Origin of the sequence: Bacillus sp. FSL W8-1202 (assembly GCF_038006165.1) — a bacterium.
GTDB lineage: Bacteria > Bacillota > Bacilli > Bacillales > Bacillaceae > Bacillus > Bacillus subtilis.
In genome coordinates, this window is sequence record NZ_JBBOUR010000001.1 from 108,049 (window position 1) to 127,992 (window position 19,944).

Genomic DNA, 19,944 nt, shown 5'->3' on the forward strand with positions numbered 1-19,944 from the left:
AATATTTTTTTAAAGGTAAGGCTGAGTATGTCTCAGCCCATTGATAGATGCGGTCCGTCAGGGTGAAGCGCAAAACGCAGCGCCCGGCTGACCAAAACAGGAAGAACTGAAATATGTCCTTCTCCTGAGAACTCGCAAAATTCTGCTCGTATGCCTTGTTCAGATAAAATGGCCAGCCGCTCATAAAGCTCCCTTGCATTATCATTCATCCGGCTTTTATGATGCTGCTCTAATTCTCCTGCGGCAAGAAGGATATTGATAGGCTGATTGTTTTTCTTGGTGAGAGAGACGAAATGGTCCGCTTTCTCGAGAATAAACGGTTTATTCCAATGAATGGACGGACTTCCTGCGATATACGTTTGAAACGCATCGGGCTTTGTTAGCAGCACCTGCAGCACGAAAAGCCCTCCGAGCGAATGGCCAAAGATTGTTTGTCTTTTTTTATCAATCTGGTAATCTCGTTCTATCTCCGGTTTTAAATCCTCTTCAATAAATCTGAAAAAGCCCTCCGCTCCGCCATGCTCCGGCCATTCTCTGCCGTCGGGCCTTTCCGGCAGCTTCGATTGGGCTGTTGGCATTGTAAAATCCCGGTGGCGTGCTGAAGAGAACGGCTCCGCTGTCTCATAGCCAATGCCGACGATCACTGCAGGGATCACCCCGGTTTTTTCGGGGCGGCGTCCCTGTATTCGAACGGCTTCCGTCATCGTTCCGAAGACAGAATTGGCATCCAGCAGATAAATCACAGGATAACCAGCGGGTGGCGGCGGCGTACTAGGTTTCGAGATAAAAATGTGATAGGTACGGTTTTCATTGCGTGAAGACATCATACGCACTTCCGTACCAGGAATCGTAAATGCGTTTGATGTCCCGCCATTTGTCCGGTCTGTTGTTTGCTCTTTCATGCAGTACGACATTCCTCTCCTTAAACTAAACCGCAATGTATGATAATGATTTTCACTATCAACTAGACACCTCAAATAATAGGTTTTCTTCCAAAGAAAGTCAACTTTTTCCCGAATAAAAAAGGCACCTTGATCAAATAAGGTACCTGCAGACTATCAATATGGAAGTAAAAACCCAATAAAAATGCGGATTGTCCTATTTGAAATAGAACCTTAATCCCATGTAAATCTTTGATTTTTCCACGGATCGCCTCTCATGTGATAGCCATTCCGCTCCCAAAAGCCAGGGTGATTTTCTTTCGTAAATTGGATGCCGCGCAGCCACTTGGCGCTTTTCCAAAAATACAGATGCGGAAATACCCCCCGCAGCGGAAAGCCGTATTCTGGGGGTAAAGGTTCGCCATTATGCGCATAAGCCAGAAGGGAAGTTTCCGCTAAGAAATCATCAAGCGGCAGATTGGTCGTCCAGCCCTCTTCAGCATGTAAAATGACGTAGCCCGCTTCTTCTTTTACACCCGCTTTTTCCGCTATATCACAAGCCCGCACGCCTTGCCACACATTATCAAGCCTTGACCATCCCGTGACGCAATGAATGTCGTTTTTCGATTCATACCGTGGAAAGGCTTTGACATCTTCAAAGCTTAGCAGCATCGGATGGTCAACCAAACCGTATACTTGAAGATTCCATTTCGTCATATCTTCGTAATATGGGACATTTCCGGTATGAAGCACAGGAAATGAAGTGGTGACGTTTTGATTTGGCGGCACTCTTCCAGATTGATCGGACTGTCTTGTTTTTCCGAAATACATATGGAGCCCTCCTTTTTGTTAACCTAATTTAAAATCATGTTGACAATCTTTTTGTTCTTTATTACTCTATGATTGTGTATGTCAACCTAAGGGGGAACAACGATGAAACAACGTAAACTTCGTGCGGGAGATATGGCGCTGATTGGCATGTTCGCCGCACTTATGGCTGTCGGGGCCAACATTACATCAGTAGCACCCTTTTTACAAGTAGCCGGCATTCCGCTTTCGATGCAGCCGTTTTTCTGTCTCTTGACAGCTTTGCTTCTTGGCAGCAAACGAGCAGCGATTGCCATGATTGTATATGCACTTGTCGGATTGGCCGGAGCGCCTGTGTTTGCTCAATTTTCAGCAGGCTTCGCACCGTTTGCAGGGAAAAGCGGCGGATTTATTATCTCATACATCCCGGCAGCATTTGCAGCGGGGTGGTTTTTAGAACGAAACATTCAGCCAAGTAAAATTCGATTTCTCATTGCTTCACTTATCGGAACGGCGATCATGTATCTCATCGGCACTACCTATATGTATCTTGCACTGAAGCTGTGGATTCATACGCCAGTGAGCTACGGCACGGCTTGGGGCTTTATGATTTGGTTTATGGTAAAAGATACAGCGCTGGCTGTGATACTGTCGTTTATCGCACCAGCAATCTACCGCTCGATTCATAAAGCAACCGGCTTTAACAGAAATCACATATCGTCCATGTAAAGCCGTTCTATTGGACGGTTTTTTTATCATAACGAGAAAAGGCTCCCCAGTAAAGGGGGGCCTTTTTCCTATAAAACAAGCGCTGCAATCCAGCCAAAGATGACAAGCGGAATATTATAAAATATAAATGTCGGCACACAAGTATCCCAAATGTGGTGATGCTGGCCGTCCGCACTCAAACCTGAAGTCGGCCCAAGCGTACTGTCACTGGCAGGTGAACCGGCATCGCCGAGGGCAGCAGCAGCCCCGATAATCGCAATCGTTGCCATCGGGCTGAATCCAAGCTGCATGCATAGAGGCACGAAAATGGTTGTGATAACAGGAATCGTCGCAAAAGAAGATCCGATCCCCATTGTAATTAATAAACCGACAATGAGCATCAGCAATGCGCCCAAGGACTGACTGTGTCCGATAAAACCAGCTGACGTTTTGACCAGTGACTCGACATCTCCGGTTTTCGTCAATACGTTTGAAAACCCGGCTGCAACAAGCATGACAAAGCCGATAAAGGCCATTAAAACCATTCCATCAGTAATCAGTGAGTCCGCTTCATCACGCTTCATCACACCGCTGACAAACAGAACAATCAGACCAGCGAGCGCCCCCATAATCATTCCTTCTACTCCCAAAGTCTGAGATAAGTAAAGCTGGACGCCGAGTGACACAACAATGGCTAGAACCGCGATACCAATGCTTTTTCTCGTATATGGCGATGCTTCTGCACCTGAAATGTCTTTTGTTTCATATTGTTTCGGTTTACGGTATACGATCACTGATAAAATAAGGCCGACAACCATACCTGCAACTGGAATAATCAGTGCGTACGGAATATCAGCAAGCGGAACGTTTAACCCGGCATCCGCCATATTGTCCTTCAGCATGCCTTGGAAGATTTGGCCGAAACCGACCGGAAGCAAAATATAAGGAGCCGTTAAGCCAAATGTAATTACACACGCGATCAGACGGCGGTCCATTTCAAGTTCATTAAAGATTTTCAAAAGCGGCGGAATCAGCACCGGAATAAACGCGATGTGAACCGGAACGACGTTTTGCGAAAAACAAGATACAATTAAAATAATCAGCACAATCAGCACCTTAGACAGTGCTTTTTTTCGAGAATCTTCTTTATTTCCGATTAATTTAACAGAGGCTTCCACCATTGCGTCCGGAAGACCCGTTTTCGTCAAAGCGGCGGCAAACGCGCCAAGCATGGCGTAGCTGACTGCAACGGTGGCATTTCCGCCGAGACCGTCTGTGAAAGCTTTAACCGTTTCGCCAAGACCAAGCCCGCCTGTTAACCCGCCGGCCAAAGCGCCTATAATTAATGCGATAACAATATTGACACGCAGCAGGCTTAATACAAGCATAAGCAGGACTGCGATGACGACTGCATTCATGATGATACCCCTCCAAAAATCCTTTAGTTTGCTAATGTAGTAGATAAATAAAGTACGAACGTATCGTATCATAACCGATCCACTTTAGTCAACTAAAGATTTCGGAAGAAAAAATCCCTGCCGCATCATACAGCAGGGATTTTTCATTACTCGTTTTTATCTTCTTCCAATGTAAATCGCTCCGCAAGTGTAGCCAGTGTTCTTGCCATAACGCCGGTAGCCCCGGCCGGTCCGAAGCAGGTTGCTTTATTGGCAGTCGCTGTGCCTGCAATATCAAGGTGAACCCAAGGTGTTGACTCAGCGAATTCACCAAGAAACGTTCCTGCCATAATCGCATGTCCCTCGCGTCCCGGTGAATTGTTGAGATCCGCCATTTGGCTGCTTTTCACGCGTTTTTTATCCTTCTCTGTTATCGGCAGCTGCCAGATCGCCTCGCCGCACTCTTGTGCAGCATCAGCTACCTGCTGGTAAAAGCTTTGATCATTTGTCATTGCACCGGTCGTTTCTGTTCCTAATGCCACAACGACGCCGCCGGTAAGCGTAGCTACATCGACAAGAACTGACGCGCCATGCTGTTTCGCGTATGTAATGCCATCTGCAAGCACTAGCCTTCCTTCAGCATCCGTATTAAGGATTTCTATTGTTTTTCCGCTTAAAGATACGATCACGTCATCCGGCTTCATGGCCCCGCCTGAGATCATATTATCGGTTGATGGAATAACGCACAGCACGTTTTGCTCAGGACGAAGCTCTCCGATCGTTTCCATAGCGCCGAGAACCGCAGCTGCTCCTCCCATATCTGATTTCATGCCGACAATTCCAGATTTCGTTTTAATGGAGTAGCCGCCTGTGTCAAAGGTAATTCCTTTCCCGACTAGTCCGACGACGTCTTCCCATTCCTTTTTGCCCTGATATTTCAACACAATCATTTTCGGCGGTTCGGTGGAGCCTTGGTTTACCGCAAGTATTCCGCCCATACCGAGCTCTTCCATCTCTGATTTCTCCAATATCTCACACTCAAAATCATATTTCGCCGCAAGCTCTTCAGCATACGAAGCGAGGTCAGTCGCTGTCAGCATGTTTCCCGGCATATTCACAAGCGTTCTAGCCGAATTTGTCCCTTGTCCGTATGCCTGGCCGACGCGAAGCCCCGCCTGCACTTCCTGTGTATCTTCATCTGTTACAACATACACGGCTTCAATTTGTTTGTCAGGCTCATTTGATTTGTGCTTATAATCCTGCACCTCATAGGAAGCAAGCAGGCAGCTCTCAGCTAAAGCATGAGCGGCATCGGCTGGAGGCACGTCTTCCGAAATAAACGTATCAAGCAGGACAGCAGTTTCTTGTTTTCGATCTTTATGAATGGCTTGAAAAACATGAGCAAAACGTTCCTTCGCCTGTTCAAACGAATAATTTGCTTCTCTCCCCAGACCAACGAAATAAATCCGTTTCATACCCGCAGAAGATGGAGGGAATACTTTTGATACTTGATTCGGTTTCGCAGAGACATCACCCTCTTTTAAAAGCTGTGTCAGATGGCCTTCGAGCATTTCATCAATTTCCAACGCTTTTCCTGTCAGCTGGCTTTTTTGAAAAAGCCCGACCACAAGGGTTTCTGTATGCTCTGATTGTTGAACCGCATAAAACATGAGGCTTACACTCCTAACGTAATGGGTATTTGTAATGAACAATGGTATAATAGGAAAAACATTCTTTCCACTATACTTATTTTAACAAACAACAGTCTAAGACTTGCTTTTTTCTTTTGAAACACGAAGGATTTTTCAAATAGAAAGGATGTCGCCGATGGAACTTTTAACGAATTTTCCTTTATTATCAAGCCTGGCCGCAATTATTTTTGCTCAGGTCATCAAAGTGCCCATACAGTTTATCGTGTCCAGAAAACTGGACTGGTCGCTGGTCACAAGCACAGGCGGCATGCCGAGCTCTCACTCCGCAGCGGTCACTGCGCTTTCTACAGGCGTAGCCTTGGAGCATGGATTAGACTCCTCACTCTTTGCGGTTTCCGCCATTTTCGCCGTCATAACCATGTTTGACGCAACTGGCGTCAGACGCCACGCCGGTGAGCAGGCAACAGTCATTAATAAGCTTGTCATTGATTTTAACCGTTTCGTAAATGAAGCGAAGGACTTCCCTAAGGCTGCAGAGAAAGAAAAGCAAAAAAAGCTGAAAGAGCTTCTCGGACATCAGCCGATCGAAGTCTTTTTCGGAGGACTAACAGGTATTTTACTGACATTGGCACTCGCTTACTTTTTCATGTAAAAAAACGCTCCTGCTTTCGCTGGAGCGTTTTATTCTTTCACAGTTTTATATTGATTTCTGAACACTTGCAAAGATTTTGTTTCATTGAGCTTCTCAAGCTCATCCTCGGTAATCTTTCCCGTTCCCTTTTTAATCACATATACATCAAGGGTTTTTTTGCCCCATTCATTGTATACATCTTTGACTGTCTCAAAGTACAGATCAAGGCGGTTTCCCTTAATAGCTGATCCTGTGTCGGCCACAACTCCGAGACCGTAGTTCGGAATGAATAAAATTGTTCCGATCAGGAAAACGGACGGGTCAGCAGCAACCGTGGAATATAAATCCCGTTTCACTTTCACACCTGAATATGTAAGCCCGTATAATGGATCACCGGGATTTTTGCCCGTCGACTCAGCTCCTGCTGTGTAGCCTGTTGCTGTTACTCTTTGGACTGGATATTCATCCCAATCAAATGCCTCTTCTAACGGTTTTGTTTTATCCTCAGCCGCGGACGTGGTTTGTGTTTGTTTCTGCTGCAATGCTTTTAATGTCAGTCCTGCATGCTTCAAGTGCTTTTCCTGATGTTCCTGCACCCATTTTGACAAGTCCTTCGCTTCAATTCCTGACACTGATAAAAATGTCGTGCCAAATGCAAGCAGAAATAAACAGGTCATCAGCAAACGTCTGATCATATTCAACATCATTCACCTCTCCTCCGCATCATTGTTCCCAAGTGGAGAGAGCATTATTCAAAATGGTGAATGAGCTGAACGCATAAAAAAAGCTTTCTTTAGAAGAAAGCGGCATTTAAAACATTTGATATCCTCTTTTTCTGAGCATGTTGATCGCTATACCGGACACGATGGCGCCGGCCAAACCGCTGGCTAAAATCAGCACATCGGCAGCCGCTAATGATAAGACACGATGAAACAGGCTGGCAAAGGATTCTCCCGGCGACTGGACATAGCTGATCAGCTTTTCTTTGCTGATAATGAAAAGGCATACAATCGGATAAATCACAGCCATAATCCAAGACATTCTCAGCAGCATGTTTAATAAGAAACCGATTCCAAAAAACAAGACAAAAAACAAAACAATTGAGATGATTACGACTGGCAGACTAATCAACCTATTCCACCCCCCTGCGTTGTTTTTAGTGTAACGCGGGGGCTGAAATAAAGTCAACGGCTGGAAAAAGAATGACTGTCTTTTCCTGTCCCCTGGCAAGACGGACAAGTCTCTGAACCGCCGAGAATCAATTGAAAATATCCTTTCCCTGAACAAAATGGGCATGCATGTGAAGCGGTTGTCGTTGCAGTTTTCATCTAATCATCACCCTTTTTCTTAATTTTCTGATAATATACCATATCAAGCTGTCAACAATAAAGTCAGATCATGTGACAAATCTTTTGATGTAAGCGGAAACATACTTATTTTCCTCTCATTCTCTTTTTATTTTGGCGTTTTTTAATAAAGAAAACCCGCTTCCGCGGGTTTTTAGAAAAACTTGAACTTGCCTTTTTTCAGTGTCAGTCCGAGTCCGCCAATCATAAACAGCGAGCGGTTATCAATGACTTTTTTCATAAACGAAGCGGGCGTGCCTTTCAGCTTTCTGCCATAAACAACCCCAACCGCGTTATGCTCGCCAAGAGAAGCCACTGTTCCCTTAATGTCCGGCTTGAATTCCTCAAGCTCTCCGCCTTTAATAAGCCTGCCAAGGTTTATAGCGACCGTTATGCCCTGCTGCATTGCAATTTGCGCAGTCGGCGGATACGGGCGCTCTGTATCTTCATTCATAAACAGCGAGCTGTCGCCGAGAATAAAGACATTGTCATGTCCTGGGGCGCGAAGATCAGGGTTGACTTTCACCCGGCCGCGCATATTTTCAAAACCGGCCTCCTCTACAATCGGATGGCCGCGGACACCTGCTGCCCATACAACGGTTTGCGATTTGATCTGCTCTGGTTCTTCATCTTTTTTGCCGACTCTGACTCCTTCTGGTGTACATTCTTGTACAGCCGTTCCGATCTTGAACTCAACTCCGTTTTCCTCAAGATAATGTACGGCGTAATCAACAAGTTCCGGATCAAAGCCCGGCAAAACGGTCGGCGCTGCTTCCACACAAATGATGCGGACAAGGCTTCTGTCAACGTCATATTCCTTACAGAGCTCCGGCACGCGAGCAGCCAGTTCGCCAAGAAATTCAATTCCCGTAAATCCGGCACCGCCAACAACGATCGTTAACCTGTCCGGCCGTTTTTCCGCTTCCGTATTGTAAGTCGCAAACTGCAGCTCAATATGTTCCCGCAGCAGGCGCGACGTGTTGATGTTGGCAATCGGAAACGCATATTCTTTTAAGCCTTTAATGCCGAACGTTTCAGGCACGGCGCCGAGCCCGATGACTAAATAATCGTACTGCAATTCTCCATTCGCAAGCACAACTTTTTTCTCATCAATTTTGATTGCCTTTACAGTATCCTGTACAAAATTCACCCGTGACTGGTTGATTACATCTTTTATCTGATAACGGCAGCGGTCATGATGGAGCGTACCCGCGCTCGCTTCATGCATCCATGTCGTTTCATAATGATAATTGTGTTTATTTACAAGCGTAATGTCAGCATCATTCGGCCCGACATACTTCGTCAGCCTTGTCACCGTCATCAATCCGCCATATCCTGCACCTAAAATCACGATTTTGGGCTTATTCAATGCCATCACATCCACCTTCTCTTTTTTTGCTTTTGTTAGACCCATAATAAAATCATCATTTGTGTTAGCTTCAGCTTATTGGCGGGATTTTATGAAATATATTGAAAAGTTTTTTGTGAAGTCCTTACCCGTAGCACTATTATCATGTTTATCCGGCTGGCCCAAGAAACATTCAGAAAAAGATCATTTCATTTGGTTATTATCGTAGCGGCCTGCGGAAATATTTTCAAGAACGGATGGGCATGTTAGATCCTTGCGATTTTTTCTGCTGACTCGTCAATTTCAACGGCAATATGGTATAATTAATAACAATTTTCATTTAGGAGGCAATTTTCGTATGCGAGAGGATACAAAGGTTTATGATATTACAATTATAGGCGGGGGACCGGTCGGCTTATTCACCGCTTTTTACGGCGGGATGAGACAGGCAAGCGTCAAAATTATCGAAAGCCTGCCTCAGCTCGGCGGACAGCTTAGCGCCCTATACCCTGAGAAGTATATATATGATGTAGCGGGATTCCCGAAAATCCGCGCGCAAGAGCTTATCAATAACCTAAAAGAGCAAATGGCGAAATTCGACCAAACCATTTGTGTGGAGCAAGCGGTTGAATCTGTTGAGAAACAAGCAGACGGCGTGTTTAAGCTTGTAACAAATGAAGAAACCCACTACTCTAAAACGGTCATCATCACTGCAGGAAATGGCGCATTCAAACCGAGAAAGCTGGAACTTGAAAATGCCGAGCAGTATGAAGGCAAAAACCTCCATTACTTCGTTGATGATCTGCAAAAATTCGCCGGCAGACGCGTTGCGATCCTTGGCGGTGGAGATTCCGCGGTTGATTGGGCGCTTATGCTTGAGCCAATCGCAAAAGAAGTATCGATCATTCACCGCCGCGACAAGTTCCGTGCGCACGAGCACAGTGTGGAAAACCTTCATGCGTCGAAGGTTAATGTCCTGACACCATTCGTCCCTGCGGAGCTGATCGGCGAAGACAAAATCGAACAGCTAGTGCTTGAAGAAGTGAAAGGCGACCGCAAAGAGATTTTAGAAATTGATGACTTAATCGTCAACTACGGTTTCGTTTCATCTCTTGGACCGATCAAAAACTGGGGCCTGGACATCGAGAAAAATTCCATTGTCGTGAAATCAACAATGGAAACAAATATCGAAGGCTTCTTTGCAGCAGGTGACATTTGTACATACGAAGGGAAAGTCAACCTGATTGCCAGCGGCTTCGGTGAGGCACCGACAGCAGTGAACAACGCCAAGGCTTACATGGACCCGAAAGCCCGCGTACAGCCTCTTCACTCAACAAGTCTTTTTGAAAATAAATAATAAAAAAGGAGCTTGTGTCTGCGACACAGCTCCTTTTTTATTTGAAGATATTTATATAATTCAATGCAGTTCCTACAACCAGCGCAATCACAAGGGCTGCGACTACCCAGATCATTGCCATAATAATGCGGTCCTGAATCTTTTGGGACTTCGGTGTTTTTTCTTCGTTTTGGGCCATCTTATTCGCTCCTTTCCCATGTCCATGCCATAAAGAAAGCCTGGTGCTGAACAACCAAGCTTTGCTGAACGTATATCATTCGCGTTTTGATCCGCTCTCTAAGACCATTCGTTAAAACTATGATACCTAAACTCACCCTGCATGACAAGCTTCGGCACTTGCACCACACCTGCCAGCAAATCATAATGTTTGACATCCTAAATAAAACAGAGTACATTATAGAAGGCGAACATTTCATATAATATTATTTTAAATATTCGTTTTTAGGAGTGAAAACCATGGAAAACGTATTTGATTACGAAGATATTCAGCTAATTCCTGCAAAATGCATTGTAAATAGCCGTTCAGAATGTGATACATCCGTACGTTTAGGCGGACGTACATTTAAATTACCCGTCGTCCCAGCCAATATGCAGACGATTATAGATGAGAAGCTGGCGATTTCATTAGCCGAAAATGGCTACTTTTATGTGATGCACCGATTTGAACCTGAAAAACGGATTGATTTTATTAAAGATATGAACGCACGCGGGTTATTCTCTTCTATCAGCGTGGGCGTCAAAGATGAGGAGTATCAATTTGTCCGCCAGCTGGCAGAAGAAAATCTGACTCCTGAATACGTGACAATTGACATTGCTCACGGGCACTCAAATGCTGTCATTGAAATGATCCAGCACCTTAAAAAACATTTGCCGGACAGCTTTGTTATTGCTGGCAACGTCGGAACGCCAGAAGCGGTCAGAGAGCTTGAAAATGCGGGAGCGGATGCCACTAAAGTCGGCATCGGACCGGGAAAAGTATGTATTACGAAAATCAAAACCGGCTTCGGCACAGGCGGCTGGCAATTAGCAGCGCTGCGCTGGTGTGCCAAGGCTGCCAGCAAACCGATTATCGCGGATGGAGGCATCCGCACCCATGGCGACATCGCAAAATCAATCCGATTCGGCGCAACGATGGTCATGATCGGTTCACTATTTGCCGGACACGAAGAATCGCCAGGCCAAACGATCGAAAAAGACGGAAAGCTTTACAAGGAGTACTTCGGCTCAGCCTCTGAATTCCAAAAAGGCGAAAAGAAAAATGTCGAAGGCAAAAAAATGCACGTGGCGCATAAAGGCTCAATCAAGGATACACTGATTGAAATGGAGCAGGATCTTCAATCTTCTATTTCTTATGCAGGAGGAACAAAGCTTGACGCCATCCGCAATGTGGATTATGTGATTGTGAAGAATTCCATTTTTAATGGGGATAAATATTAATCATAAAAAAACGCCAAGTCAGCGGTTCTCCGCTTGAGTTGGCGTTTTCTGCTACTTCTTCAGCAAAGTAAGCTTATAATTGCTTTTTGAATTTATTTTCCATCAGTTCTGCCATTTGTTTTGCATTTGGATTTTCTTCATTTTGCAACTGTTCAATGATGTTCATATAATCCGTTTCATTTCGGTTCTGGCTTAATTTATATGCCGCTTGAATGTCTTCCACCTTAATCTTAAATCCAACGATACCTTTCAATTCACGTTCTAAGAGTTTTGGAGAAAGCTTATCCCATAAAACAGGATTGTCACGATGTTTTTCGTATTTCTCCAGCATGATTGTTAATTCTTCTTCTAATTCATTTTTCTCTAACATACTTGCTTTTCCATACATGTGGACAGCCTGATAATTCCACGTCGGAACATTTTCGCGCGAATACCAGGAAGAAGAAATATAAGCGTGCGGTCCCTGAAACATCACAAGCACATCTTCACAGACTTCAAACGTTCTCCACTGAGGATTTCCATAAGCGAAATGCCCCGTAATATAGTAATGATCATCTTTTTTATTGAATCCTAACGGCAAATGTGTGGCAATTGGTTTTCCTTGTTCTGTTGTGACAACCGTACCAAAGGAGTTTTCTTGTACAAAATTCCAAATTTCTTCAGCATTTGTGACTTTAAAATATTTTGGAATATACATCATCATCCACCCTTCGAAAAATATTATATGAGTGTTTTAGCCATGATTAAATCCGTTTGTTCTTCATCACCCATATAAAAAGAGTGGGCGCCGGTCTGAACAAACCCCATTTTCTTATAAAAGGCAATGGCATTTTCATTTTTTTCCCACACACCTAGCCAAATGTTCTTTTTATTACGTTCCAGCGCAATTTCTATCGCTTTATTCAACAGATGTTTGCCAAGCCCATGTTTTTGAAAGCTGTTCTTTATATAAATTCTCTCGATTTCAAGTGATTCAGCACCCATTTCTTCAGACTGAGCATCATCGATATTGACCTTTACATATCCAGCGATTTCATGATCAAAGTAAACAAAAAAGAATTGCGAAGACATATTGGATAACTCTTTTTCCAGCTGCTCAGTGTTAAATGCGCTTTCTAAATAGGCTTTCATATTTTCAGGTGAGTTCTGTTCTTTAAAAGTGTCATTGAATGTTTCAATACTCAATTGTTGAAGTGTTTGTAAATCTTCCCGGCTGCATTTTTTCATTTTTACACTCATTGTTCGGATTCAGCCCCTTTATTTAAAATTCAATTGTCTTGTGTCCCTTTTTAATATATTTAAACACGGAACAGATACTGACCTTGTTACCATTCCAAAAATCTTCTTCATCACCAACTCCCTATCGTGATTTTGTTGTAAATGCAATAAAATATACTCCGCATTAAATATAGCGTAACTTTGCTGTATTTACAACAAAAATCAAACAACAAAGCAGCGTTTCTCTTGCCGAAGTCCCCGGAACTCTCTGCATCATTTCCCCATAATAAAAACGCCTCCCTTAACGATGATTTATCGCTAAGAAAAGCGTCAGTAATAGTTGCTATCCGTTTTTAGTGCTTAGCACTCTTCAGGCTTGCCTGCATTCGTTGCTGTTCTAAACGAAGAACCGCAGCCGCATGAAGCGATGGCGTTTGGATTGTCGATGGTGAAGCCGGAATCCTATTCCCGATGGCCGAAACGCTAGTTTATCAACGTTTAAGCCGCGGAAACAGTGACGTTATTGTATTTCGCGCTCGATGATTACCGTTTCAATGACGGTTTTTTTCGTTATCCACATATTACACAATTTTTCCGAACAAGACAAGCGTTGTTATCCACATCCCGAAAATTAACCGCTAAAATACTCCTCGCGATCCACTTCGTACCCCATCGATTTGAGCGCCCGCTCTACCTTCGATTAGGTCGAATGCAAAGGGACGTCTGCATAAAAAAGTACCCCATCCGCGAAGGACAGGGCGAGGATTGCTACTTTTTAAACGCTTGATGTTCATAGTAACTGTCGGCAACTATTTCGAAATTCTTGTATTTGAATTCTTTCCAGTTTATTTCATCGGCGGTTTTTCGCTCTAGCTGAATCGATAGGACTTTTTCAAAAGATGAGTTGCCTTTTGCGTCCTTCAAAGGAAATTCCCACGTTATTAAAACCCTACCGACGGAAGTATCCTCAAAAATCTTAGGAAAAAGTTTTTCGCCTTCTTTAAGCATTCCCTTTTTCACCATATTGTTAGTTAAATTACTACTCCCGTTTAAAGTAACGTTAACGGTTTTAATTCCTCGATTATTCTCGTCTACGTCATCAAAGATATCAAGCTTCTTCAATTTTTCCGTATCTTCTGTTCCTTTTTCCTTCAGCTCATCCGCTATAAGCATCTTTACGTTTTTATCCGTTACTTTAAAAGGCTCGGCTTTCTTGCTTTCTGCGCTGTCCTCTTTTTGCACCGCACCTGTATTAACACTATCTTCACTACATGCCGACAATAATAAAAGTGGTACAGAAAGTAACAATAAAAGCATCTTCCGCATAGGAATACCTCCGCTATGTATTACCAAAATTATACTACGGCGCCAAACTTATCCGCAATGAGTTTTTATGTACGCGAGCACCTACGTTATCATACGTAAGCACTCGCTAAAAGTTTCGCTATTTCGTTGTACCTTCGCGTTTGGCTCCGAGTTCAAAAAGACCTGTCGCAGCTAATCCCGCAAAGCCTCCGGCCCATAATCGCAGCACCAAGTCGAGGTCAGTAAACGGATAAGCAACCGCGCCTAGTCCGATACCGATCACAAAACTTAACGCCGGGATTACATTAGTCGGAAGCTTAACCGTTTTCTTAACGAGTTGAACAAGCGCCGTTAAAATAGGCGCCAACACAGTCGCGAAAATTAAAACGTCTTGCATAGTATCGTCTCCCTTTCGTTATTTTACTGTTGCGCCGGTTGATTTCGCAGCATAGATATTTACTTTTCCGAACTGATCCGTTTTAATCGTATAGACGTCCGTTTGTGGGTTCGCAAGGACTTCGTATTTAAGGCCGCCGAATTTCTTAGGACGCAAATAGCCGCATTCATTTCCTTTAACCGGCGCTTTGTTAGTCGGATAGATGCGCCAAGAATCGGCCGAAGCCGGAAGGTAGACGTATTTCTTACCGCTGGATGACGGTCTAGAAGAACCTCCTTTAAGCTTGAGAACCTGGCCGACGGAGATTTTATTCGCATTCTTGATGCCGTTGTACGATTGAAGCTTCGCCACACTTACGCCTGTTTTCTCCGCAATTTCAGAAAGTGTGTCGCCTTTCTTGACGGTATAGGTAGATCCGGAAGCTTTAGGCGCTGATTTCTTCGCGGATGAAGATGACGTTGATTTACCGCCGAGTGCTTTAAGTTCCGCCGCAATATCCGCTTTTACTTCTTCCCAACGATCTTCAGCGAGAACACGATGCGGACAATATTTACCGGACCAGTCTTGGTGCTTACGTACGCGATCAACGCCCCAACCGCGCTCTTTTAATAGTTGCGCAATAAACTTAATCGCCAGATTCTCGGCCGCTCTATACTTTGCACCGCCTGACTTCGAATAGCAAACCTCTACGCCGATGGACGTACGGTTTCCGGAACTTGCTCCGCTACCATCTCCGGTATGCCACGCGTTTCGATCTGTCGGAATGCCTTGTACGACCTCCTTATCGTCCACCGCGAAATGGTAAGATACTTCGTTGTTATTTCCGATCATGTATCGAATTTCTGCGTCTGCTGATGCGTCGTTCGCCGTATTGTGGAACGTAATGTATTTCGCATCCATAGAATACGGACACTTAACGGAATACTTACTTGATGCGACGAGATTCTTACGTACTGAAATCGCCATTTTATCGTCTCCTTTCGAAATTAAAAAAGCCCGCCGGGACTCTCACCTGACGGGCGTATTGCGTTTATTCGGTTATAAAAATAGCGCAACTCCCGATATCGCTAAGCCAGCGACGCCGATCATTACGCCCCAAATCCATTTCGTATTTGCTTTCATATCCGCTATATCTGCGCGATTTTCTTTCGCCAACGACAATGCTTCGTCAGCTTTTTCGTCAGCTCTCTCGGCTGTCGTTTTTACATCGTTAAAATAATCGACCTTGGTGTCTATCCGAACAAGCCATTCGCGAACTTCGGCTAACTTATCGTTAAATTCGTGTATGTTCGGCTCCGGCATTGGGACGCCTCCTTTCCGTTATTTACTCAGTCCCAGTAGATCCGTCAGTCTCCCCAGAAGGCCCTTCGCTGGGAGTCGGATAACCCTCTCCGGTAATTTCCTTGTATTGCTCCGGCGTAATCTTGCCGTACTGTACAGCCTCCGCCACCATCTCTTTCGTCCAATAGCCTCGCTCATACCAACCTTTGATGCTGTTATACCAATCCATTTAAGCGCCTCCCGTTGTTGTAGTCATCATTTCGTAAGCTACCTGCGCGTTTTCTTTTTGGAGTTCTTCGTATTTTGCTTGCACAAGCAGTAGTTCGTAAGCAAGTCGCGAATCCTGAACCAGAAGGTCTTCCAGAAAAATAGTGGTGTCTTCCATACGTTGCCCTCCTTTACGTTAACGGAATCGTTATATTCACGGAGATTTTACTAATCCCTGTCTCGCTGTTTACAGTTCCACCGGCCAGATACAGATCGCCGTTAACTCGATAATCCATTCGCAAATATCCGTAGGTTCCTACCGTTGCCACAAGAAATTCGGTAGGATACTTAACTTTCGGCAATCCCGTCGCGATGATCGTTCCGAAGGCCGACTTGAAGCCGCCATTAATTTGGAGTTCGTCACCACCGTTTTTAGTACGATAACGCAATGGAACTGTGGTGTCTGTAACCGCACCGTTTATCAACGGAATAGTCGTCCATGTGCTCGTAAGCTGACCGACCTTTGTATCCGTGTAAGCCTTTGCGTCTGTGAGCGCCTTATCCGCCTTGGCCTGCGCCCCAGTGGTCGTTTCTTTCGCATTCCATGACGTACGTTCATCAGCCGTTATATGTTTAATGGTATCGGACGCATGAGTATCAAAATCGATCTTAGCCGCCTGTTCAACGTTCGAAACGTTAGCCAAACCGATCTGTGCCTTCGTTACTGCGTGCGGGTTATCCATTCGGTTGGCGTGCGTATCAGTGTACGCTTTTGCATCGCCTAACGCTTTATCCGCTTTACTTTGCGATCCCGTTGTCGTTTCCTTTGCGTTCCAGGTCGTTCGTTCGTCAGCCGTAATGTGGATCGTTTTATTATTCGCGTGCACGTCCGTATAGGCTTTAGCGTTAGCTTCGGCTGCGTCCGCTTTCTCTTGGGCGCCGGCTTTTGTTTCGATATTTTCAAGGTCCGAAAACTTCTGCCGTAGTTCTTCCATCGTCACAATAGCTTCGTCATACAGTTCGTTGACCTTTGCGATCAAAGCCTCGAAATCATCAATATAATACTCCGCTATAGGAGCGATATCAGTATCGACTAGCGCTCGATCTATGTTGAAGGAAAACTTATGGACGGAAATCGCCTGATTATTCGCATAGTACAAATTAAGCTCTGCGTTGACCGTTCCGTAATGCTTAATTTCATCCGAAGTTAATACGTATTGCGCTACGCCACCTACCGGATCTACAATTTCTACGTTTTTGATAAATCGGCTGCCGTCCGCCATGAACATAACGAGCTTTCCGCTAACTGCCGACAGGGGCAAAGGCTCCCCGTCTTTCGTTAACGTAAATATGAGTCGCGCCGTGTCAATGTCTTGCGTGCTGAATTGGATTCCGGTAGTTATTTTTCGTTTGGTTGAGGCGGTAATTTCAAACGACTGTTTTGCATCGTTATAAATCATTATCGAACCTCCTAATGCTGCGGCGTAACGATCATTTGCGCTACACCGTATCCTTTTTCTGCGTCATAAGGCGTTTTAATTTTCATGACCGTTCCATAGCCGTCCGATTCCGCTTTAGTTGCGATACCCCCGACCGCAGTCACGCTGTCTCCTACCGCGACGGTTTCGTCGATACGTACGTAAACTTGCCCGATTAGTCCAATTACGTGCCATTCGTCTCTTTCTTCACGAGGCGTGTACTCGACGGTTGGATCGTAGTCCGGATTCTCAACAGGTACAGTGACCGTACGACCATCTTCTTCAATGTCGTGGTAGATAAGTCCGCCGAACTCGTCGTGTAGGTAACGGTCATTCCAATAGAACGCTGCTCCACCGAGTACCAAGCCCGCAGTTTTAGAAACAACGCCCAGGATCTTATCGCCTCTGTCCGCTTTTCGAATCTTATCGCCTTCTAACGCAACTAGATACGAAGCATCGATTTTCTTGCCGTCTACCGATTCAAAGTACTCCGCGAAATCCTGGAGGTTTGATACGCTTTCGACTGCGCCGGTTGCTCTTACGGTTCCGTATTCTGCGCTTAGTTCAATCTTCTTGTTCGCTTCTGAAGCGCTGCCTGTGCCGTGTCCCATAGCAAGTGAATACGATTTACTGTTCTTCGTTGCACGCGAAAACATAACGCCAGATGAACCGCCGTCGCCTGTTGTATGCGAATCATACGAGAACATAACTCCATTCCGTGAACCTTCAGTAGACGCTCCGCCCGCATTGCCTGCGATAAAGTTACGCTCACCCTTTGCGATAGCTGATCCGGTATTCGCGATGATGGCGCTAGAATTGGTTAGAGGTGCTCCGGTCGAAGCAGCCGCACGGAATCCGCCTTTCAGGTTGTTCGGGACTACCTTATATTTTTGCCCGCCTAATACCGCTGCGTCTGTATATCCGACAGCACGAACCGCAATTATATTAGCCTGGTTGTTCGGTGAGGTAATACCCGAAGTTCCTCCCCGCGTATGCGCAATACCGTTCATCAAAGTAACGTTATAAACGCCACCACCCATACTGATTCCGACAGGTGCCGAATCGTGGATCGCAAAATTTGAAATATGAATATCATCCGTCCGCTGCCCGCCTCCGTAAATATGGATGTCTGATCCGGCTTGGGCGAATCCGCTAATCTGCAACCCGTCAACGTTTATCTTCCGGCTTTTATACTGGAAGGCGATAATTGGTGCGCCTTTATAGTCATACGTTGGATCACCTATCGCTCGGAAATTTGAAATCATGACGCGTTGATATGCTGATACCGCCAGAGCTTTCGGTACCATACCTTCGTATAGATCGTTATATATAGGTTCGCGCGCTGTACAGTCAGTAATCGTTATGTCGCGCGCTGTTTCACTCCAAGGATCAGCTTCTAAGTGGTGTCCGATATGACGAAGATCATAAGCCCGCACATCGCGATATGATTCGTGTCCGCGAATATGGACGTTTGAAGGCGCCGGCCAAGCTGCGTGCGCTTTCACCTCGACGCCCCTTACGTTCCCTTCGGTATAGCAATCGATAACCCATACGTTTTTAGATCCGTCATCAATTTCAATACCGTTCGAGTTAGCGCTTCCGGTAGCGTGAGCAGTTCCTCGCGGATTCGTCATAATACAGTTCGTGATAAAAATGTACTCGCTATAGTGCGTAGAAATACCGTCATCTCCGTATCCAGAGCCGACGCAACGATCGAACCAAATGTAACGACAGCCTTGTTGCGTATAATCCGTTGCGCTAATATCGTAAGTTGGCGCTGAAGCATCGAAACTATGCAGACCCGGATTAATACTTTCCACTTCGCGCACGATACCGAACTTAACTTGCGCAAGTGTCAGGCCGCTCGAGTGTAAGCCGCCTGTTGCTCCGACGCCTCCCTGACGATTCGGGTTCCAGTCCAACGTCATGCCTTCGACGGTAATATTTCGGTTGCCGCTTGCGTGATCCGCGTTAGTCACTACCCATTCGCTTGCTGGCGTGTCTTCGTGGAGCTTTAGCGTTGTGACGCCCATGCCTTCTCCGATCAGATACGTCCACGACGGAAGCTTAACGCCCTTTACGATGTAAGTACCAGCCGACAATTTTACTCGTACTTTACCCGCGCCAATCGCCTTTTGGAACGCTTCTGTACTATCGGTAGTGCCAGTCGGATCGGCTCCGAAATCATCAACGTTAACTGTACGCTTGATTTTCTGAAGAAGCTTAACATATTCGCGATCGAGCCGTTCCTTTAATAACGGAAATACTTCTCCGTCAGTCCCTACGCGTGCATCTACGACTTCTTTTACGTTTGTTCCATCTGCGTTCAAAATTAGATTTCTCATGCGGGTATACAACCCGTCTATATAATTGCGCAAAGAAAAGCCGCCATGATCGATTTGATCTGACGTATGGGCGTGCTCATCGGTTTTATGTCGGCTCAGCCCGTTACTTAGTTCGAGCATATCGTTTCCGATGTCTCCAAGGTTTTGGT

The 19,944-nt window shown here is 45.2% G+C and carries 23 protein-coding genes and 1 pseudogene; 4 read left to right on the forward strand and 20 right to left on the reverse strand.

Features of this window, described 5'->3' with window-relative positions; all coding sequences use genetic code 11:
• Positions 1-32: 32 nt before the first annotated feature.
• Positions 33-902: a ferri-bacillibactin esterase BesA gene (gene besA, locus NSQ09_RS00545; RefSeq protein WP_144453004.1), complete on the reverse strand. Its 870-nt coding sequence runs from the start codon at positions 900-902 to the stop codon at positions 33-35.
• 213 nt (positions 903-1,115) lie between these two features.
• Positions 1,116-1,712: a sulfite oxidase-like oxidoreductase gene (locus tag NSQ09_RS00550; protein ID WP_144453006.1), complete on the reverse strand. Its 597-nt coding sequence runs from the start codon at positions 1,710-1,712 to the stop codon at positions 1,116-1,118.
• 102 nt (positions 1,713-1,814) lie between these two features.
• Between NSQ09_RS00550 and NSQ09_RS00555 the strand changes: the two genes are divergently transcribed.
• Positions 1,815-2,417 carry a biotin transporter BioY gene (locus NSQ09_RS00555; RefSeq protein ID WP_144453008.1) on the forward strand — a complete coding sequence of 201 codons (603 nt, stop codon included), beginning with the start codon at positions 1,815-1,817 and terminating at the stop codon, positions 2,415-2,417.
• Between the two features lie 68 nt (positions 2,418-2,485).
• Here the strand turns inward: NSQ09_RS00555 and NSQ09_RS00560 are convergent, their stop codons facing one another.
• Together NSQ09_RS00560 and NSQ09_RS00565 are read right to left on the reverse strand one after the other, a co-directional pair.
• The gene (locus tag NSQ09_RS00560) at positions 2,486-3,814 is read right to left on the reverse strand and encodes a Na+/H+ antiporter family protein (RefSeq protein WP_003228736.1); all 1,329 of its coding nucleotides are present in this window, start codon (positions 3,812-3,814) and stop codon (positions 2,486-2,488) included.
• Positions 3,815-3,960: 146 nt separating this feature from the next.
• Positions 3,961-5,463 carry a leucyl aminopeptidase gene (locus NSQ09_RS00565; protein ID WP_015251314.1) on the reverse strand — a complete coding sequence of 501 codons (1,503 nt, stop codon included), beginning with the start codon at positions 5,461-5,463 and terminating at the stop codon, positions 3,961-3,963.
• 157 nt (positions 5,464-5,620) lie between these two features.
• Between NSQ09_RS00565 and NSQ09_RS00570 the strand changes: the two genes are divergently transcribed.
• Positions 5,621-6,097: a divergent PAP2 family protein gene (locus NSQ09_RS00570; protein WP_003228732.1), complete on the forward strand. Its 477-nt coding sequence runs from the start codon at positions 5,621-5,623 to the stop codon at positions 6,095-6,097.
• A 29-nt stretch (positions 6,098-6,126) separates the two neighbouring features.
• Here the strand turns inward: NSQ09_RS00570 and spsC are convergent, their stop codons facing one another.
• The 4 genes from spsC to NSQ09_RS00590 form a co-directional block, all read right to left on the reverse strand.
• The gene (spsC, locus tag NSQ09_RS00575; RefSeq protein ID WP_072557257.1) at positions 6,127-6,783 is read right to left on the reverse strand and encodes a stationary phase survival protein SpsC; all 657 of its coding nucleotides are present in this window, start codon (positions 6,781-6,783) and stop codon (positions 6,127-6,129) included.
• A 103-nt stretch (positions 6,784-6,886) separates the two neighbouring features.
• A complete protein-coding gene (locus NSQ09_RS00580) occupies positions 6,887-7,207 on the reverse strand; it encodes a YuiB family protein (protein ID WP_003228728.1) in 321 nt (106 codons plus the stop codon).
• Between the two features lie 53 nt (positions 7,208-7,260).
• Entirely contained in the window at positions 7,261-7,404 is a 144-nt protein-coding gene (locus NSQ09_RS00585; protein ID WP_003243733.1) for a YuiA family protein, read from the reverse strand.
• A 172-nt stretch (positions 7,405-7,576) separates the two neighbouring features.
• Positions 7,577-8,797, reverse strand: a complete 1,221-nt coding sequence (locus tag NSQ09_RS00590; RefSeq protein ID WP_041057634.1) for an NAD(P)/FAD-dependent oxidoreductase — start codon at positions 8,795-8,797, stop codon at positions 7,577-7,579.
• A gap of 331 nt (positions 8,798-9,128) precedes the next feature.
• Here NSQ09_RS00590 and yumC point away from each other — a divergent pair, with 331 nt between their 5' ends.
• Complete coding sequence (yumC, locus tag NSQ09_RS00595; protein WP_257986187.1) at positions 9,129-10,127, forward strand: ferredoxin--NADP reductase 2; 999 nt, start codon at positions 9,129-9,131, stop codon at positions 10,125-10,127.
• Positions 10,128-10,164: 37 nt separating this feature from the next.
• Here the strand turns inward: yumC and NSQ09_RS00600 are convergent, their stop codons facing one another.
• Complete coding sequence (locus NSQ09_RS00600; RefSeq protein ID WP_003228723.1) at positions 10,165-10,305, reverse strand: hypothetical protein; 141 nt, start codon at positions 10,303-10,305, stop codon at positions 10,165-10,167.
• Positions 10,306-10,583: 278 nt separating this feature from the next.
• Here NSQ09_RS00600 and guaC point away from each other — a divergent pair, with 278 nt between their 5' ends.
• Positions 10,584-11,564, forward strand: coding sequence for a GMP reductase (gene guaC / locus NSQ09_RS00605; protein WP_017695551.1), 981 nt, complete (start codon positions 10,584-10,586; stop codon positions 11,562-11,564).
• A gap of 73 nt (positions 11,565-11,637) precedes the next feature.
• On the opposite strand, the gene paiB is transcribed toward guaC, so the two are convergent.
• From paiB to NSQ09_RS00660, 11 genes and pseudogenes are all read right to left on the reverse strand, one after another.
• Positions 11,638-12,261, reverse strand: coding sequence for a protease synthase/sporulation negative transcriptional regulator PaiB (paiB, locus tag NSQ09_RS00610; RefSeq protein WP_017695552.1), 624 nt, complete (start codon positions 12,259-12,261; stop codon positions 11,638-11,640).
• A gap of 23 nt (positions 12,262-12,284) precedes the next feature.
• Positions 12,285-12,803, reverse strand: a complete 519-nt coding sequence (gene paiA, locus NSQ09_RS00615; RefSeq protein ID WP_014477872.1) for a spermidine/spermine N(1)-acetyltransferase — start codon at positions 12,801-12,803, stop codon at positions 12,285-12,287.
• 339 nt (positions 12,804-13,142) lie between these two features.
• Positions 13,143-13,238 (reverse strand): annotated as a pseudogene (locus tag NSQ09_RS00620) (iron-sulfur cluster assembly accessory protein); the annotation flags it as partial.
• A gap of 312 nt (positions 13,239-13,550) precedes the next feature.
• Positions 13,551-14,108 carry a hypothetical protein gene (locus NSQ09_RS00625; RefSeq protein WP_146260889.1) on the reverse strand — a complete coding sequence of 186 codons (558 nt, stop codon included), beginning with the start codon at positions 14,106-14,108 and terminating at the stop codon, positions 13,551-13,553.
• Between the two features lie 118 nt (positions 14,109-14,226).
• Positions 14,227-14,484 carry a holin gene (locus NSQ09_RS00630; RefSeq protein WP_017695214.1) on the reverse strand — a complete coding sequence of 86 codons (258 nt, stop codon included), beginning with the start codon at positions 14,482-14,484 and terminating at the stop codon, positions 14,227-14,229.
• 18 nt (positions 14,485-14,502) lie between these two features.
• Positions 14,503-15,450 carry an N-acetylmuramoyl-L-alanine amidase gene (locus tag NSQ09_RS00635; RefSeq protein WP_341030343.1) on the reverse strand — a complete coding sequence of 316 codons (948 nt, stop codon included), beginning with the start codon at positions 15,448-15,450 and terminating at the stop codon, positions 14,503-14,505.
• Between the two features lie 72 nt (positions 15,451-15,522).
• Positions 15,523-15,786, reverse strand: a complete 264-nt coding sequence (locus NSQ09_RS00640; RefSeq protein WP_017695216.1) for a hemolysin XhlA family protein — start codon at positions 15,784-15,786, stop codon at positions 15,523-15,525.
• Between the two features lie 22 nt (positions 15,787-15,808).
• The gene (locus tag NSQ09_RS00645) at positions 15,809-15,994 is read right to left on the reverse strand and encodes an XkdX family protein (RefSeq protein WP_065180440.1); all 186 of its coding nucleotides are present in this window, start codon (positions 15,992-15,994) and stop codon (positions 15,809-15,811) included.
• Positions 15,995-16,150, reverse strand: coding sequence for a hypothetical protein (locus tag NSQ09_RS00650; protein WP_341030346.1), 156 nt, complete (start codon positions 16,148-16,150; stop codon positions 15,995-15,997).
• A 13-nt stretch (positions 16,151-16,163) separates the two neighbouring features.
• Entirely contained in the window at positions 16,164-17,432 is a 1,269-nt protein-coding gene (locus tag NSQ09_RS00655; protein ID WP_341030347.1) for a phage baseplate upper protein, read from the reverse strand.
• Between the two features lie 11 nt (positions 17,433-17,443).
• On the reverse strand, positions 17,444-19,915 hold the full coding sequence (locus NSQ09_RS00660; RefSeq protein ID WP_445291718.1) for a peptidase G2 autoproteolytic cleavage domain-containing protein: 2,472 nt from the start codon (positions 19,913-19,915) through the stop codon (positions 17,444-17,446).
• Positions 19,916-19,944 lie beyond the last annotated feature (29 nt).

Coding starts and splice junctions, on each gene's coding strand:
- besA (WP_144453004.1), bottom strand. CDS start 902: ATGAAAGAGCAAACAACAGACCGGACAAATGGCGGGACATCAAACGCA.
- NSQ09_RS00550 (WP_144453006.1), bottom strand. CDS start 1,712: ATGTATTTCGGAAAAACAAGACAGTCCGATCAATCTGGAAGAGTGCCG.
- NSQ09_RS00555 (WP_144453008.1), top strand. CDS start 1,815: ATGAAACAACGTAAACTTCGTGCGGGAGATATGGCGCTGATTGGCATG.
- NSQ09_RS00560 (WP_003228736.1), bottom strand. CDS start 3,814: ATGAATGCAGTCGTCATCGCAGTCCTGCTTATGCTTGTATTAAGCCTG.
- NSQ09_RS00565 (WP_015251314.1), bottom strand. CDS start 5,463: ATGTTTTATGCGGTTCAACAATCAGAGCATACAGAAACCCTTGTGGTC.
- NSQ09_RS00570 (WP_003228732.1), top strand. CDS start 5,621: ATGGAACTTTTAACGAATTTTCCTTTATTATCAAGCCTGGCCGCAATT.
- spsC (WP_072557257.1), bottom strand. CDS start 6,783: ATGATGTTGAATATGATCAGACGTTTGCTGATGACCTGTTTATTTCTG.
- NSQ09_RS00585 (WP_003243733.1), bottom strand. CDS start 7,404: ATGAAAACTGCAACGACAACCGCTTCACATGCATGCCCATTTTGTTCA.
- NSQ09_RS00590 (WP_041057634.1), bottom strand. CDS start 8,797: ATGGCATTGAATAAGCCCAAAATCGTGATTTTAGGTGCAGGATATGGC.
- yumC (WP_257986187.1), top strand. CDS start 9,129: ATGCGAGAGGATACAAAGGTTTATGATATTACAATTATAGGCGGGGGA.
- NSQ09_RS00600 (WP_003228723.1), bottom strand. CDS start 10,305: ATGGCCCAAAACGAAGAAAAAACACCGAAGTCCCAAAAGATTCAGGAC.
- guaC (WP_017695551.1), top strand. CDS start 10,584: ATGGAAAACGTATTTGATTACGAAGATATTCAGCTAATTCCTGCAAAA.
- paiB (WP_017695552.1), bottom strand. CDS start 12,261: ATGTATATTCCAAAATATTTTAAAGTCACAAATGCTGAAGAAATTTGG.
- paiA (WP_014477872.1), bottom strand. CDS start 12,803: ATGAGTGTAAAAATGAAAAAATGCAGCCGGGAAGATTTACAAACACTT.
- NSQ09_RS00625 (WP_146260889.1), bottom strand. CDS start 14,108: ATGCGGAAGATGCTTTTATTGTTACTTTCTGTACCACTTTTATTATTG.
- NSQ09_RS00630 (WP_017695214.1), bottom strand. CDS start 14,484: ATGCAAGACGTTTTAATTTTCGCGACTGTGTTGGCGCCTATTTTAACG.
- NSQ09_RS00635 (WP_341030343.1), bottom strand. CDS start 15,450: ATGGCGATTTCAGTACGTAAGAATCTCGTCGCATCAAGTAAGTATTCC.
- NSQ09_RS00640 (WP_017695216.1), bottom strand. CDS start 15,786: ATGCCGGAGCCGAACATACACGAATTTAACGATAAGTTAGCCGAAGTT.
- NSQ09_RS00645 (WP_065180440.1), bottom strand. CDS start 15,994: ATGGATTGGTATAACAGCATCAAAGGTTGGTATGAGCGAGGCTATTGG.
- NSQ09_RS00650 (WP_341030346.1), bottom strand. CDS start 16,150: ATGGAAGACACCACTATTTTTCTGGAAGACCTTCTGGTTCAGGATTCG.
- NSQ09_RS00655 (WP_341030347.1), bottom strand. CDS start 17,432: ATGATTTATAACGATGCAAAACAGTCGTTTGAAATTACCGCCTCAACC.
- NSQ09_RS00660 (WP_445291718.1), bottom strand. CDS start 19,915: ATGCTCGAACTAAGTAACGGGCTGAGCCGACATAAAACCGATGAGCAC.